10 protein-coding genes, 1 tRNA gene and 2 pseudogenes are annotated in these 15,304 nt (G+C 60.3%); 5 read left to right on the top strand and 8 right to left on the bottom strand.

The features are described from left to right. Window positions 1-22: 22 nt before the first annotated feature. Complete coding sequence (gene ppk2, locus WGT02_RS05155; RefSeq protein ID WP_024312961.1) at window positions 23-940, top strand: polyphosphate kinase 2; 918 nt, start codon at window positions 23-25, stop codon at window positions 938-940. A gap of 41 nt (window positions 941-981) precedes the next feature. Here ppk2 and WGT02_RS05150 read toward each other — a convergent pair whose 3' ends face one another. Continuing rightward, the gene (locus tag WGT02_RS05150) at window positions 982-1,188 is read right to left on the bottom strand and encodes a LysR substrate-binding domain-containing protein (protein ID WP_339151147.1); all 207 of its coding nucleotides are present in this window, start codon (window positions 1,186-1,188) and stop codon (window positions 982-984) included. Window positions 1,189-1,241: 53 nt separating this feature from the next. Here WGT02_RS05150 and WGT02_RS05145 point away from each other — a divergent pair. Together WGT02_RS05145 and WGT02_RS05140 are read left to right on the top strand one after the other, a co-directional pair. After that, window positions 1,242-1,645 (top strand): annotated as a pseudogene (locus tag WGT02_RS05145) (SDR family NAD(P)-dependent oxidoreductase); the annotation flags it as partial. After that, a pseudogene (locus WGT02_RS05140) lies at window positions 1,639-2,126 on the top strand (RidA family protein). The pseudogenes WGT02_RS05145 and WGT02_RS05140, both read left to right, overlap by 7 nt. Before the next feature lie 110 nt (window positions 2,127-2,236). Here the strand turns inward: WGT02_RS05140 and WGT02_RS05135 are convergent. Beyond that, window positions 2,237-2,313: transfer RNA gene (locus WGT02_RS05135), tRNA-His, on the bottom strand. Between the two features lie 127 nt (window positions 2,314-2,440). Then, window positions 2,441-2,890: a phasin gene (locus WGT02_RS05130; RefSeq protein ID WP_024312964.1), complete on the bottom strand. Its 450-nt coding sequence runs from the start codon at window positions 2,888-2,890 to the stop codon at window positions 2,441-2,443. Between the two features lie 214 nt (window positions 2,891-3,104). Between WGT02_RS05130 and WGT02_RS05125 the strand changes: the two genes are divergently transcribed. After that, window positions 3,105-6,848: a PAS domain S-box protein gene (locus tag WGT02_RS05125; protein ID WP_024312965.1), complete on the top strand. Its 3,744-nt coding sequence runs from the start codon at window positions 3,105-3,107 to the stop codon at window positions 6,846-6,848. A 383-nt stretch (window positions 6,849-7,231) separates the two neighbouring features. Here WGT02_RS05125 and WGT02_RS05120 read toward each other — a convergent pair whose 3' ends face one another. Next, window positions 7,232-9,184, bottom strand: a complete 1,953-nt coding sequence (locus tag WGT02_RS05120; protein WP_208248786.1) for an acetoacetate--CoA ligase — start codon at window positions 9,182-9,184, stop codon at window positions 7,232-7,234. A 160-nt stretch (window positions 9,185-9,344) separates the two neighbouring features. Here WGT02_RS05120 and WGT02_RS05115 point away from each other — a divergent pair, with 160 nt between their 5' ends. Further along, window positions 9,345-11,225, top strand: coding sequence for an AsmA-like C-terminal region-containing protein (locus WGT02_RS05115; protein WP_208248788.1), 1,881 nt, complete (start codon window positions 9,345-9,347; stop codon window positions 11,223-11,225). Here WGT02_RS05115 and WGT02_RS05110 read toward each other — a convergent pair whose 3' ends face one another. The 4 genes from WGT02_RS05110 to WGT02_RS05095 form a co-directional block, all read right to left on the bottom strand. Then, window positions 11,226-12,044: an ABC transporter permease gene (locus tag WGT02_RS05110; protein WP_024312968.1), complete on the bottom strand. Its 819-nt coding sequence runs from the start codon at window positions 12,042-12,044 to the stop codon at window positions 11,226-11,228. Between the two features lie 2 nt (window positions 12,045-12,046). Further along, the gene (locus WGT02_RS05105; RefSeq protein ID WP_208248790.1) at window positions 12,047-12,958 is read right to left on the bottom strand and encodes an ABC transporter permease subunit; all 912 of its coding nucleotides are present in this window, start codon (window positions 12,956-12,958) and stop codon (window positions 12,047-12,049) included. 2 nt (window positions 12,959-12,960) lie between these two features. Then, window positions 12,961-14,103, bottom strand: a complete 1,143-nt coding sequence (locus tag WGT02_RS05100) for an ABC transporter ATP-binding protein (RefSeq protein WP_208248793.1) — start codon at window positions 14,101-14,103, stop codon at window positions 12,961-12,963. Between the two features lie 92 nt (window positions 14,104-14,195). Next, the gene (locus WGT02_RS05095; protein WP_208248795.1) at window positions 14,196-15,296 is read right to left on the bottom strand and encodes a polyamine ABC transporter substrate-binding protein; all 1,101 of its coding nucleotides are present in this window, start codon (window positions 15,294-15,296) and stop codon (window positions 14,196-14,198) included. Between the last annotated feature and the right edge of the window lie 8 nt (window positions 15,297-15,304).

Below are 15,304 nucleotides of genomic sequence, written 5' to 3'. Positions count from 1 at the left end.
AATGCATCGAGGGGAAACGTCCATGAACAACATATCCGACAACAACCAGTCCGATTGGCTCGAGGCCGAACTGGCCGACACCCTCGACGAGGATTATGAGCTGGAGCTCTCGGAGCCGGCGCTCTCCGACGCGATCCGCAAAATCTACCGCACCGCGCACCCGGCATCGATTCCGCGGCTCGATTATTTTCGTGCGCTGCTGTCGCTGCAGGCAGAGCTGATCAAGCTTCAGGATTGGGTGGTCTACAACAAGGAGAAGGTCGTCGTGATCTTCGAGGGCCGCGATTCCGCAGGAAAGGGCGGCGTGATCAAACGCATCACGCAGCGCCTCAATCCGCGCGTCGTTCGTGCCGTCGCATTGCCCGCCCCTTCTGACCGCGAGAAGACGCAGTGGTACTTCCAGCGCTACGTGCCGCATTTGCCTGCCGGCGGCGAAATCGTTCTCTTCGACCGCTCCTGGTACAATCGCTCCGGCGTCGAGCGGGTCATGGGTTTTGCGACCGAGGATCAGGTCGACCAATTCTTCAACGACGTGCCGGAGTTTGAGCGCATGCTCGTCCGCTCGGGCATCAGGCTCGTTAAATACTGGTTCTCCATTACCGACGAAGAACAGCAGATGCGCTTCCTTGTGCGCATCCACGACCCGCTGAAGCAGTGGAAGCTTTCGCCGATGGACTTGCAATCGCGCGTCCGCTGGGAAGGCTATACCAAGGCAAAAGAAGAGACCTTCGCGCGCACCAACATTCCCGAAGCGCCCTGGCATATCGTCGAAGGCAACGACAAGAAGCGGGCGCGGTTGAACTGCATCGATCACCTGCTGCAGCAGATCCCCTATGGTGACGTTCCGCACGAGGAAATCACGCTGCCGGACCGCGTCTTCAATCCCGACTACGAGCGTAAGGTATTGCCGCCGCAGCTTTATGTTCCATCGAAGTATTGATCGATAAACGCCTCCTGGCGGACGGTCCATGCGTCCGTCCGTCAGTCCCGAGCGCGGTCATCGAAGCGGCGTCCCGCCCGGCTTTTCCAGCGCTTCAGCTCCTCCAGGCAGACCTGCAGCTTCGACGGAAGAAACCGTCGGGTGGGATAGACGAGGTGCACGAAAACCGTCGGCGGCGACCATTCCGGAAGGACGCGGACGAGATCGCCGCTGGCAATCTGATCCTCGCAATAGTTTGAAGGCAGCAGACTGATCCCGTGTCCCCTGCAGGCAAAAGCCCTGATGGACTGGAGGTCGTGGACACCTCGAGGGCTTTCTCCATCTGACGCAGCTCGTTGTCCGGCAGATGCTGGCGCAGAAGACCCGCGGCAGTATCGTCAGCATCACCCACACCGCTGCTCGATCATCCTATTGCCGGCATGAATGCCTCGGTTGCGATGCTCACCGAGGGCGGCATCCAGGCGATCTCGACGAACGTCGCAATGGAATATGCCAAGAATGGGATCCGCGTGCGGTGGCGCCCGGTGTTGTCGAGACGCCGCTTCACAAGGATAACCCAAAAGACTTCCTGAAGACGCGGTCACCCATGGCGGGCATCTCCAGCGTCGACGAAATCGTCGACGCGGTGCTGTTTCTGACGAAGGCTCCGGCACAACCGGGAAGGTGCTGAACGTCGACGGCGGCGCACATTTGGGCAAATGGTAACCCCTGGCAAAGCGTCCACCGCTGGCGCAGAACGGCGGCTGAAAGATCTCGGAATTACGCTACCTCCGGCGCCAACGCCCTTTGGCAATTACGTGAGAGCGTGAAGATCGGCAATCTCCCCTGTCTGAGCGCAATGGTGTCCGTCGTCGGCCACGAGCCGCAAGTCATCGGCCGCGTTGGCGCCGAGCTATCGGCGGAGGATGGACGAAAGACGGTCGAAATTGCCGCCCTGAGCGCTGTTGCGGCGATTCGGGCGCATCTCGGATCGTTCGACAAAGTGAGTGCGGTGGCAAAGCTTGGCTCTGCATTGCGACGGTAGGTGATTTCCGCGACCATGCGAAGGTCGCGGACGGTGCCTCCGACATCCTCGCCAAGGTCTTCGGGGTCGGACATGCTTTCCGGCCGAGTGGTCCTCGGTGTCGTCAGCATTCCGCTCGGCCTGCCTGTCGAATTCGAGCTGGTGGTCCCGGTCGCAGACTGAGCCGTCCATCGTTCCGGCCGGGTACGTCTCACTCCGCGCCCGGTCCGCTTGTGCGAACAAACGCGATGAACTTCGCATTGGGAATTCAGATATTTACGAGAGGAGTAGAATGGTACGGTTGGGGGGTCTCGAACCTCCGACCTCAGGTGCCACAAACCTGCGCTCTAACCAACTGAGCTACAACCGCACAAATCGCGTCCGACGCGACGGGGGTCACATACGAGGACTTGCAAATTAATTCAAGCCCTATCTCTCCCCAATATACAAAAAGGCCGGACAAATGGTCCAGCCCCTTCGTGTATCGTGTCGAAAAATCAGGCCGTCTTGAAGGAGGCCATGACCTTTTCAGCTGCTTCCTTGGAAGGCTTCGCGAGCTTTTCGGCAACCTGCTTGGAGGTTTCCTGCATGGTCTTGGCCTGCTCGATCGTCAGCTCGACCTGCTTGCGCAGGAAGGTGGTCTGCAGCTCGACGAGTTCGGCGACCGACTTGACTGCAAGCAGCGCTTCCATATGCGTCAGCGAGTTTTCAGCGTTCGTGCGCAGAGCGTCGATCGCCTTGTGGCCGATCTCAATGGCGCCTGCCTGGGCGGTCTGAACAGTCGCTTCAAGCGTCTTGCTCGCTTCTTCGCCAGCGGTCTTCATCTTCGTGTAGGCTTCACGCGACTGCTGCGCGCCCTTTTCCGCGAAATCGCGGAAGGATTCAGTGAACTTGGAAGGATCAAAAGACGACATTGAAAAAACGTCGTCCATCTTTATGCTAGCCATTGGTTTGCGCTCCTTTTGCCTCGGCATGCGTGATTGCCTCGTAGGTTAGGTGTTCATTATATAGCGCAGATTTTTGTGCATTGCAACATGTTTGTGCGGCGCACAACGCGTTAACCTTTCCAGCCGAAAACCGGGCGCTGTTCTGGACCCAATTCCGGCCTATCGTTATTAATAGACTATTAATTTCACAATGACCGAAGCTGAAGGTTCGATCATGCCCACAGTCCAATATCCGTTCATCGACATCGCCGTGCATCCACGCGTGCGGGAACGTTTTTCGCGTGGCGAAGCTATGGTCCTGCTGTCGGCAGATCTCGGCCGCGCGCTCTGGGCAAACGGCGCCGGCGCCGAACTCTTCGGGCAATCGGCAGTCTACGACCTGCTTGACCAAGGCATAGACGCAGCCAACATCACCTTTCGCCAGCTCGAGGCAACGGCACGGCAGCTTGCAGATGTCGGCGACAGCCGCAACTTCGTGATCCGTATTGCCAGGGGCTTCCAGCGCGTTGCCGCACAGGCGACAGTCGAACTGATCCGCCTTTCCTCGGGCGAGCGTGCTGTTCTTCTGTCCCTGCCGATTGCGACCCGCACCCTCTCGATCAAAGCTTCCGCAGAACAGATGCTCAAGGGACTGGACGACCCCGATACGCATATGGCCGTGATTGGCGCTAACGGCGAGATCATCGCCGCCTCGCCCGGCTTTGCCGCGCTCGGCGTCACGCAGCAGACCGCCAAGGCCATGACGACGCTCGCCAGCGATCATGCCGACCGATTGGTGAAACGACCCGTCGCCACCGGCAAAGGCTACCTTCCGGCCGCCGTTGGACGACTCAGTGACGAGCCGGTGCTCAATCTGCTTTTCGCCGTTGAAACCGTCATCGGGCATCTCGACCCGATCGACGCGCCGGCCCCCGCAGACGACTTATCCACAGCCGCCGTTAACCATAACGGGGCGCCACAAGCCGCAAGCTTCGTCGACGCAATCGATGCCATCGCCGGCATCGAAGACATGGAAGAGCCTCCCGAAGAGGACATCCATGAGAGCGATGCAGCCGAAGCGATGACCACGGAAGCTGTCGCAATCGCCGAAGCAGCGATGGACGCTGAGCCAGCACCTGAGGAGGTCAGCCAGGAAGACGGACAGCTGCCGGCGGTGGCGACGGACGACGCAGGCAAACAGCCCTCCCCAGAACACACGGAGGCACATGCAATCGAGACCACGCCGGACGGCCTGACGGATGAACCGGCTGTGACCGCCCTAGACGATGAAGCAGTGGCCGCCGCAGTCGAAGATAGTCCAGCGGAGGCACCAGCTGCCGGAAATGTCGCGGCAGCCGATCAGGATGCCGTCGTCGCCCTTGGCACAGAGCAGTCGGAGCCGGAAACGGTCGCCAAGGCGGGCGTCTTCGTTTTCAATCCGAACAGTCGCGCGACCCGTTTCGTCTGGAAGATCGACGCGGCAGGACGGTTCAGCGAAGTGTCGAATGAATTTGCCGAGGCGGTGGGGCCGCATGCGGCTGACATTATCGGCACGCCGTTCAGCGATATTTCGGCCCTCTTCAACCTCGATCCGGAAGGCAAGATCAGCGAAGCCCTGGCGCGCCGCGACACCTGGTCGGGCAAGACGATCAACTGGCCGATCGAAGGAACCAGCCTGGCTGTGCCGGTCGACCTCGCGGCTCTACCCACTTACACCCGAAGCCGGGAATTCGACGGCTTTCGCGGCTTCGGCGTCGTGCGCCTGTCCGATGCCGCCGAAGATCCCTTGGCGCTCGGACTGACACTTGGCCCGAACGGCATCATCAATGACGTGGCAGCACTCGATCAGCCGGTCGAGGCCTCCGAAGACACCGCGTTGTCAGCGCTCGCCGATGAAGTGGCGACCAGCGACCCGACAGTGGCGGAGACGGTCGCCCCCGCTTCCGAGCCGCCTGCAGAAGAGGCTGCAACCGCCGAAACTGACATCGAGACGACGACCGAGCCGACAAAGCCACAACCACCTGCAGAGCCTCCGGCCCTGCGGATGGTCGAAAATCCAAGCCGCCGCCTGACCGACAAGATCGTGCAACTCCACGGCGCCGGACCGCAGCTCACCTCGGCCGAGCAGGCAAATTTCCGCGAGATCGCCAAGCGTCTCGAAGCCTTTGGCGTCCGCGAGCCGGAACCGCGCGACGACGAGCCTGCGGTGAGCGAGACCGAAGACCGCGACCTCCCGGCGATGGAGATGCCGACGGTCGGCACGCACGATGATGATTCGCCCGGGTTCCAAGACGACATCATCGACGCCTCGTCCGAAGTGGAACAAACCGACGAGGCACAGGCTGTAGCTGACGAACCCGAGACGATCGATGCGACCTCCGCGTCCGACGACGGTGTGACCGAAGGGCTGGAAGAAACCGTCAGCCAAATGGACATGCTGGCGAGCTTCATCCCGCCGCGCGCCAAAATGGCCACCGGGCTATCCGCCGCCACGATCGACCAGTTGCCCGTCGCCGTCCTCGTGCATGCGGGCGACCAGTTGATCCACGCCAACCCGGAATTCATGCGACTGACCGGCTACAAGACGCTGGAGGAACTGAGCGAGGTCGGCGGTATCGATGCACTGCTGCAGCGCTCCGAGCTCGAAGGAAGTGCCAGCCGTGCCGGCTCGATGATGCTGGTAACGGTCGATGATAGTCTCGTTCCGGTTACGGCGCGGCTGCAGTCCATTCGCTGGGAGGAAAGCAGTGCCTTGATGCTCGCGCTGATGCCGGCAGCAATCGACGCGGCGGTTCCCGCGCGCCCCGCACCGCCGGCAGAGCCCCGCTCCTTCGACAGGATGCTGGAGAAGGTCGCCAAGCTGCAGGTGGAAGTCGAAGAACTGCGTTCGATCCTGGAAACGGCAACCGACGGGGTCGTCACAATTGGCGCCGAGGGCGACATCCGCTCGATGAACCGCTCGGCGAGCGCGCTGTTCAACTACGACGAAGAAGAGACCCGCGGGAAGCCGTTCGTCATGCTCTTTGCGCATGAGAGCCAGAAGGCTGTGCTTGATTACCTCGGCGGTCTGTCAGATCACGGTGTCGCAAGCGTGCTCAACGACGGCCGGGAAGTCATCGGCCGCGAGGCCGGCGGCGGCTTCGTGCCGCTCTTCATGACGATGGGACGTCTCACCTCCTCGAGCGGCTATTGCGCGGTCATTCGCGACATCACCCAGTGGAAACGCACGGAGGACGAACTGCGCAGCGCCAAGAGCGCAGCCGAGACCGCCAACGAACACAAGACCGATTTCCTCGCGCGGGTCAGCCACGAGATCCGCACGCCGCTCAATGCGATCATCGGCTTCTCCGACATGATGGCAACCGAGCGTTTCGGTCCGATCGGGCATCCGCGCTATGTCGAATATGCCAACGACATCGGTCGGTCCGGACGCCATGTCCTCGATATCGTCAACGATCTGCTCGATATCTCGAAGATCGAGGCCGGCGAAATGGACCTGGATTTCAGCGCCATTGATCTTAACGAGGCGGTTTCCGAGGCGGTTTCGCTGCTCCAGCCGCAGGCCAACAGCCAGCGCGTGATCATCCGCACCGCTCTCTCCCAAGCCGTGCCTGATGTCGTTGCCGACCTTCGTTCGATCAAGCAGATCGCGCTCAACATCCTCTCCAACTCGATACGCTTCACGCCGGCGGGTGGGCAAATTGTCGTTTCCACCTCCTACGAGGCAAACGGCAGCGTCGTATTGCGACTGCGTGATACCGGCGTCGGAATGACCCGGAGCGAACTCGACCAGGCCATGAAGCCGTTCCGTCAGGTTTCCGCACAGTCGCGCCACCGTGGCGACGGCACGGGGCTCGGCCTGCCGCTGACCAAGGCGATGGTCGACGCGAACCGGGCAATCTTCGCGATCAGCTCCGCACCCAACGAAGGCACGCTGGTCGAGATCGCCTTCCCGTCGCAGCGGGTCCTGGCAGGCTGAATCGGGATAGGGGGAAGCCTCTCGGCTTCACCCCTCCCACACCACCCGGCATGCGCGTCCGCACCGGGCGGTTCGAGGAGTTGAGGTTTCCCTGCATTCGGTTTGTCCTGTTGCGGGCGGTGAGACTTGCACCCGCAAGAGTGCGCCCATACTAAGCGCACACGAAAAAAGGCAGCCAAAAGGCTGCCTGAGAGTTCGGGTGCTGTTCAACAAGGGCTTAGTCAATCTAACATCATGTTTTGGGAGCCACAGGCTCCGGCTGCCTCGTTCATATGCAGCCCCAAGTTAGATTTACTTCTGACCAACGTTTATTAACGAAAGGTTGCCGCAGCCTTCAATCTCTCAAAGGTGAAAGCTTGTAATCAGCCGGTGCGGTCCGTCGGTCACACGCGCAATTCCGCAAGCCCCGCAAAGAGTTCCAGCGCCTCCGGATTGGCGAGGGCCTCCTTGTTCTTTACCGCCCGGCCGTGGACGACCTCGCGAACCGCAAGCTCGACGATCTTTCCGGACTTGGTGCGGGGAATATCGCTGACGGCGATGATCTTTGCGGGAACGTGACGTGGCGAGGCGCCGGTGCGAACACGGTTCTTGATCGCCTTCACCAACTCGTCGGTAAGGGCTGCGCCGGGCGCCAGACGCACGAAGAGGACCACGCGGACATCGTCATCCCATTCCTGGCCGATGCAGAGCGCCTCCGCGACCTCGCCCATCTGTTCGACCTGGTTGTAGATCTCCGCGGTTCCAATGCGAACGCCGCCAGGATTGAGCGTAGCGTCGGACCGTCCATGGATGACGATGCCACCGTGCTCGGTCCATTCGGCGAAGTCGCCGTGGCACCACACGTTGTCGAAACGCTCGAAGTAAGCCGCCTTGTACTTCGCGCCGTCGGGATCGTTCCAGAACATCACAGGCATCGACGGAAAGGCCTTTGTACAGACGAGCTCGCCTTTCTCCTGGCACACCGGCTGGCCCTCGTCGTCCCACACATCCATTGCCAGGCCGAGGCCTGCCCCTTGGATTTCGCCACGCCATACCGGCTGCAAGGGATTGCCGAGAACGAAGCAGGAGACGATATCGGTGCCACCCGAAATGGAGGCGAGCTGCACGTCTTGCTTGATGCCTTCGTAGACAAAGGTGAAGCCCTCAGGCGAGAGTGGCGACCCTGTGGACGTCATCAGCCGAAGACTGGAGAGGTCGTGGCTGGTGCGCGGTGTCAGCCCGCTCTTGCGAACCGCGTCGATATATTTCGCCGACGTGCCGAAGACGGCAAACTTCTCGGCTGCCGCAAAATCGAAGAGGACGTTACCGTCTGGCGCGAAAGGTGAACCGTCGAACAGGCAAAGCGTGGCGCCGGCCGCCAAACCGCTCACCAGCCAGTTCCACATCATCCAGCCACATGTGGTGAAATAGAAAAGCTTCTCCCCAGGCTGAATTCCGCAATGCAGCCGGTGTTCCTTGAGATGCTGCAACAATGTGCCGCCGGCGGAATGAACGATACACTTCGGAACGCCGGTCGTTCCCGACGAGAAGAGAATATAGAGAGGGTGCGAGAATGGCAGGCGTACAAACTCGATAGAACGCGGTTCGAACGGCGCGATGAAGTCTTCCAGTGTCTTCGCGCCGGGCGTCTCGTTGACGACGGCAGAGGCATCGCCGGCATAGCGAATGACGAGGCATGGGGCGCCAAGTTGCTTTGTCACAGTCGCCACCTTGGCCTTCACGTCCTGCAGCTTGCCGCCATACCAATAAGCGTCGCAGGTGATGAAAAGCTTCGGCTCGATCTGACCAAAACGATCAAGTACACCCTGCTCCCCGAAGTCTGGCGAACAGGACGACCAGATTGCGCCGATCGAAGCGGCCGCCAGCATGCAGGCCACCGTTTCCGGCATGTTCGGCATCATCGCCGCAATCCGATCTCCGGCACCTATACCCATTGCCTTGAATGCTTGCTGCAGCCTGGAAACCAGACTACGGAGCCTGTCCCAGCTCCAGCGATCGGCAACCTTGTCCTCCCCCCGAAAGATCAGTGCATCACCTGCACCTTCTCCGGAAAGCAGGTTCTCAGCAAAATTCAGGGTGGCGTCGGGGAAGAAGCGTGCATCGAGCATGGCATCGCCGTTGAGGAGCGCAGACGTTCCTCGCTCGCCCTTGACGCCGCAGAATTCCCAGACTGATGTCCAGAACCGCTGCCTGTCAGCGACCGAAAAGGCGTGCAAATCGTCATAGCCTGCCAGTGAGAGCCCAAAGTCGCGATTGCACTTCTGCATGAAGGCATACATCGGACTTGCCTCGATCGATGCTCGCGAGGGCACCCAAAGTGGCTTATCGTCGTGCATTCGACACTCCTCCTGTTCGTTCGCCTATATACCATGCAATATCAGCTTATAAAGGGAGTGACGAGCATAGCCAGCGGCGTGCATTTGCAAGCAGGCGGCATTTGATATATCCGGCCTTTCAGAGCATTAAGCGCAGTGGCCGAAGAGACTGGCGGATTGTATGGGGACGTCACGACAACCGCGATGGCGGAGAAAAATCAGGCCGGTGATCCGCTGGCTGCCGAGCTTTGCGAGGCTGGCCACGGTCACGCTGCTTGTCGTGCTGTCGATCTTCGTGGCACTTCGTGTCGCCGCCCCCTATCTGATTTCCACCGGCCTCGTTCGCTCTGGCATTGAGGATGCGCTCTCCAATTGGGCCGGCTATCGTGCGGAGATCGCCGGCAAGCCGGTGATCGAATTCTGGCCGACGCCTCGCATCACCCTCAGCAAGATTTCGGTTCATCAGCAAGGCAACGGCAACAAGCTCCTGGGAACGATCGAAAGCCTATCCGCCGAGTTCAGCCTGATTGATGCGATCAGGGGGCGTGCGAGCTTCCACGAGTTCCACCTTCTCCGCCCCAACTTGCAGCTTACCCGCGAAAGCAGCGGCGTGATCGACTGGACCAATGAGGGGCTTCTGGCGCGGGCGATTGCAGGCGCACGCGAAGAAGGTGGGAGAGAGGTCCTCGACAAAAAACTGGATGCCAGCGTCGGCGCCATTACCGTTGAGGACGGGACGGTCAATGTCGCCGATGTCGCAAGCGGCCGGACCTACCGTTTCGACGGCGTGACCGCCGACGTCAGCTGGCGCAAACTATCGAGTCCAATCACTGCCGTGCTGATCGCGCGGACGAGCGGACAGGACCTCAAACTCGATTTCTCATCCCCCAGTCCGCTGCTCATCTTCGGCGGCAGCAAGGCCGAAATGAGCGCATCGCTGACCTCGAGCCTGCTCACGGCACGGTTCCAGGGATTGGCGAACATTTCGCACTTCTTCGACCTTGCCGGCAACATGTCCCTCAGCATCGGCGATCTTCCTGCTCTTCTAACATGGGCCGACCGTTCACTGCCCGGTCTCGCGACTCTAAAGACCTTCGCGATCGAGACCGATGTCGCTTCGGTTCCGAACGGATTTCGCTTCGACAATGTCACCATGAGCATGAACGGATCGAATGCGAGGGGTGTGATGGACGTGGCCTTTCCGCCAGGCAAACGCGCCAAGCTTGGCGGCACGCTGGCTTTCGACCAGATGAACTTCAGATCGCTCTTCGATGCGTTCATACTTCGCCTGGCGGCCGGGGAAGCAAATGGGCCAGCGGATGGCGGTGCGCTGCAGAAGCTGGATCTCGACCTCCGGCTTTCCGCGAAACAAGCGCTGATCGAGCCTTTCACGCTTTCGGATGTCGGCGCGAGCATCATCGTTTCCAGCAACGAGGCGAAGTTCGACATCGGCGACAGCCAGTTTGAAGGTGGCGCGCTGTCCGCTCATCTGGAGGCGATGCGCGGGGATTTCGACGGCGGCGGCAAGCTGCAACTGTCGATCCGCGGCGCCGACTTTGCCGGCTTGATCGAGCGGCTTCAGCTAAAGGGACCGCTGCCCCTTGCCACCGGCTCTCTCGACATGTCGCTCAAGACAACAATGCCGCTCTGGAAGGCCGGCGCGGGCGACGTGACCGGCAGGGTCGCCTTCCGCGCGCGCTCGGGCTCGCTTCCGGGCTTCGATGCGGAGGCCGTACGCGAAGAGGCCGCACGGGCCGACTTCTTCCCTTTGAACGCGGTATCCCACCGAGCCTTCGCCTTCGACAATTTCGACATCGCCGCCGATCTCGCGGATGGCGCGGCGACAATCCACGGCGGACGGATCGAGGGACCGCAGCAGACGTTAATCCTTTCCGGCGTCATCCCGTACCAATCGAATGGATTGGCATTGTCGGGAACGATCGAAGCGACGGACCCGACGGCGTCAACGAGCTTCCCGCCTCTGCCGTTCTTCGTTGGCGGCGCCTGGCCGGAGCCAGTCATCTCGCCGGCTCCCGTCACGCAGCAGGGATCGACCAAGTAATCACGGCGCGTTTGCCGCTGCACGCTCATCGCGCTCGCGCTGCAGTTCGCGGCGTTTCGTGATCAAAGAGGCGCAGATGACGCCGATCGCCACGATCCCGATCAGAATGGTGCAGACCGCGTTGATTTCGGGCGTTACCCCGAGGCGGACCTGGCTGTAGATCTTCATCGGCAGCGTCGTCGCCCCGGGACCGGAGGTGAAGCTCGCGATGACGAGGTCATCCAGCGACAATGTGAAGGCGAGAATCCAACCGGAGAACACCGCAGGCGCAATGATCGGCAGCGTCACTTCGAAGAAGGTCCTCACCGGCGGTGCGCCGAGATCCTGTGCCGCTTCCTCGATCGAACTGTCGAAGCTCAGCAGTCGCGACTGCACGACGACGGCAACGAAGCACATGGTCAGCGTCGTATGCGCCAGTGTGATCGTCCAGAAGCCGCGGTCGAGGCCGATCGCCACGAACAGCAGCAGAAGCGACAGGCCGGTGATCACTTCAGGCATGACCAGCGGCGCGTAGACCATGCCGGAAAACAACATCCGCCCGCGGAAGCGCGTGTAGCGCACCAGCGTGATTGCAGCGAGCGTTCCAAGGATCGTCGCCGCGGTGGCCGAGAGTATGCCGACGCGAACAGTTACCCAGGCGGCATCGAGCAAAGCCTGATTGTGCAGGAGCGAGGCGTACCATTTGGTCGAAAAGCCGCCCCAGACAGTCACGAGCTTCGACTCGTTGAAGGAAAACACGACCAGAAGAACGATCGGCAGATAGAGAAACGCAAAGCCGAGCACGACGGAGGCGACGTTGAAGCGGGTCCATCTCAACATGTCTATCTCCCTTGCTCGTCGGCTTTGGCCTGCGCGTTCTGGAAGAACACGATCGGGATCACCAGGATCAGCAGCAGGATCGTCGCCACCGCCGAGGACACCGGCCAATCGCGGTTGGCGTTGAACTCGTTCCACAGCGTCTTGCCGATCATCAGCGTCTGCGATCCGCCAAGCAGGTCGGGGATAACGAATTCGCCGACCGCCGGGATAAACACCAGCATGCAGCCGGCCACGACGCCGGGCAGCGACAGCGGGAAGGTCACGCGCCAGAACGCGGTGATCGGCGTGCAGCCGAGATCCTGCGCGGCTTCGATCAGGGTACCGTCCATCTTCTCCAGCGAGGAATAGAGCGGCAGGACCATGAACGGCAGATAGGAATAGACGATGCCTATATAGACCGCGACATTCGTGTTCAGGATGATCAACGGGCTGTCGATGACATGCAGCGACAGCAGCAGCTGATTGAACAACCCCTCCGGCTTCAGGATTGCGATCCAGGCGTAGACACGGATCAGGAAACTCGTCCAGAACGGTAGGATGACGAGCATCAGCAGTGTCGGGCGGATGGTGCGTGGAGCCTTTGCCATGCCATAGGCGATCGGATAGGCAATCAGCAGCGTAAGAAAGGTCGATATCCCGGCGATCACCAGACTCGATATGTAGGCGTTCATATAGAGCGGATCATCGATCAGATAGCTGTAGTTCTCGAAGGAGAAGCTGCTCACCTTCTCCCAGAATCCGGCCCAGCCGTCGCCGAGGAAAAAAACCGGCTCGTAGGGCGGCATGGCGATTGCCGTGGTCGACAGCGAGATACGGAAGACGATGAAGAACGGCGCCAGGAAGAACAGCAGCAGCCAGACATATGGAATGACTATGACCAGGCGATTGTAGAAGGCGGAACCGAGCTTGCCCATTTTCAATCCTTGAGGAGGACGCCGGCATCCTCTGCGAAAGTGATCCAGACTTCCTGGTCGTAGGTGAACGGGTCGTCGACGGCGCGCTGGGCATTCAGGAGCGAGGCTTTCACCACCTTGCGGTTCTTCAGCTTCACGTGGAAGACCGTCATATCGCCGAGATAGGCGATGTCCCATAGCTCCCCAGACGCCGCGTTCACCTTTGGATTGGCTGGCGGCTTGCGTGAGACTTTCAGCTTTTCCGGGCGGATCGCAAAACCGACCGACGAGCCCATGGCCGGCTTTTCGGGGGTGATGACGCTGATCGAGAAATCCTCGTCGACGGCGATCTCGACGGTGCTGTCGTTCGCGCTGGCGACCTTGCCGTCGAAGATGTTGACGTCGCCGATGAAGTCCGCGACGAAGCGGGAATTCGGCGCCTCGTAAATCTCGGCCGGCGTCGCGACCTGGATCACCTTTCCGTGGCTCATGACCGCAATGCGATCGGCCATGGTCATCGCCTCTTCCTGGTCGTGTGTCACAACGACAAAGGTCATGCCGAGGTTTTGCTGCAGATCCATGAGCTCGAATTGCGTTTCTTCGCGCAGCTTCTTGTCGAGCGCGCCGAGCGGTTCGTCGAGCAGCAGCACCTTCGGCCGCTTGGCGAGCGAACGCGCCAGGGCCACACGTTGGCGCTGGCCGCCGGATAGCTGGTTCGGCTTGCGCGCAGCGAATTTCTCCAGCTTCACCATCTTGAGCATCTGCAGGACGCGCTCGGCGATCTCCTCCTTCGGCATGCCATCCTGGCGCAGACCGAAGGCGATATTCTTCTCCACCGTCATGTGCGGAAAAAGCGCATAGGATTGGAACATCATGTTGACGGGTCGCTTGTACGGCGGCGTTCCGGCGAGGTCGGTGCCGTCGAGGACGATTTCGCCCGAGGTCAGCTGTTCGAAGCCTGCAAGCATGCGCAGCAATGTCGATTTTCCGCATCCCGAGGCCCCCAGCAGGGCAAAGAATTCGCGATGATAGATGTTCAGCGACAGGTCGTCGACCGCCGTGAAATCGCCGAACCGCTTCGTGACGTTGTTGAACGATATGAAGGGCTTCGACACAGGGTCTGCCCACGGTGCGAAGGAGCGGCGGATATTGCCGAGTGACTTCATATTGTGCCCCGAAGTATTATTTTGGAAGCCGACGGTCCCCTGCGATCGGCGCAAGAAAAGGCCCGGACGTTGCCGACCGGGCCTGATTTTAATTACTGGCCGGTGACGACTTTCGTCCAGATCCGGGTCGCGGTGCGTTGCGTTTTCGGATCCCATGGAGTGACGCTATAGAGCTTCTTCATCACGTCCTCGCTCGGATAGACCGACGGGTCTTCGAAGACTGCCTTGTCGATGAACTGCTGCGACGCTTTGTTGCCGTTGGCATAGTAGACGTAGTTGCTGGCCTTAGCGATGACTTCCGGCTTCATCATGTAGTTGAGGAATTCATGCGCCTCAGCAACATGCTTGGCATCAGCAGGGATCGCCATCATGTCGAACCACATCTGCGCGCCCTGTGGCGGAATGGAATAGCCGATCTCCACGCCGTTCTTGGCTTCGGTCGCACGGTTGGCAGCCTGGAAGATGTCGCCGGAGTAACCGAACGCGATGCAGATGTCGCCGTTAGCCAAGGCGTTGATATATTCCGAGGAATGGAACTTGCGAACGAAGGGCCGTACCTTTTCCAGCAGTTCGCCGGCCTTTTGCAGATCGGCCGGCTTGCTCGAATTGGGGTCAAGTCCGATATAGGTCAAGGCCGACGGCATGACGTCCTTCGGTGCATCGAGGACATAGATGCCGCAATCCTTGAACTTTTCCGCAACCTTCGGATCGAAGATTGCTTCAAGGCCAGGTTCCTTTGCGTCTGGTCCGAGGATTTCGGCGAGCTTCTTCTTGTTGTAGCCTATCCCGTTGGTGCCCCACATGTAGTCGACCGCGTATTCGTTACCGGGGTCGTACATGGCGGTGCGCTGCTGGATCATGTCCCACATATTGGAGAGGTTCGGCAGCTTGGATTTGTCGAGTTTCTGGAAGACGCCGGCCTGGATCTGGCGCTGCAGGAAGTCGCCGCTCGGCACGACCACATCGTAGCCGGTGCCGCCGGCAAGCAGCTTGGTTTCAACCGTCTCGTTGGAATCGAAGGTGTCGTAGATGACCTTGATGCCGGTTTCCTTGGTGAAGTCCTCGAGGATTGAGCTGTCGATGTAATCCGACCAGTTGTAGACGTTGACGACACGCTCCTGCGCAAGGGACGGCGCAGCGGCGAACGCGAATACAAAGGCGCTTGCTGCAAGTCTTGCGATTGTTGCCCTCATGATATCTC

The organism is Rhizobium sp. T1470 (assembly GCF_042140505.1).
Classification (GTDB): Bacteria; Pseudomonadota; Alphaproteobacteria; order Rhizobiales; family Rhizobiaceae; genus Rhizobium; species Rhizobium favelukesii.
The sequence above is the reverse complement of the archived record's forward strand: the minus strand, read 5'-3'. Positions and strand labels throughout refer to the sequence as shown.

Excerpts from the sequence above, each read along its gene's own strand:
- WGT02_RS05105 (WP_208248790.1), bottom strand. The coding sequence starts at position 12,958 with ATGGGCAAGCTCGGTTCCGCCTTCTACAATCGCCTGGTCATAGTCATT.
- WGT02_RS05100 (WP_208248793.1), bottom strand. The coding sequence starts at position 14,103 with ATGAAGTCACTCGGCAATATCCGCCGCTCCTTCGCACCGTGGGCAGAC.
- WGT02_RS05095 (WP_208248795.1), bottom strand. The coding sequence starts at position 15,296 with ATGAGGGCAACAATCGCAAGACTTGCAGCAAGCGCCTTTGTATTCGCG.
- WGT02_RS05130 (WP_024312964.1), bottom strand. The coding sequence starts at position 2,890 with ATGGCTAGCATAAAGATGGACGACGTTTTTTCAATGTCGTCTTTTGAT.
- WGT02_RS05110 (WP_024312968.1), bottom strand. The coding sequence starts at position 12,044 with ATGTTGAGATGGACCCGCTTCAACGTCGCCTCCGTCGTGCTCGGCTTT.
- WGT02_RS05125 (WP_024312965.1), top strand. The coding sequence starts at position 3,105 with ATGCCCACAGTCCAATATCCGTTCATCGACATCGCCGTGCATCCACGC.
- WGT02_RS05115 (WP_208248788.1), top strand. The coding sequence starts at position 9,345 with ATGGGGACGTCACGACAACCGCGATGGCGGAGAAAAATCAGGCCGGTG.
- WGT02_RS05120 (WP_208248786.1), bottom strand. The coding sequence starts at position 9,184 with ATGCACGACGATAAGCCACTTTGGGTGCCCTCGCGAGCATCGATCGAG.
- ppk2 (WP_024312961.1), top strand. The coding sequence starts at position 23 with ATGAACAACATATCCGACAACAACCAGTCCGATTGGCTCGAGGCCGAA.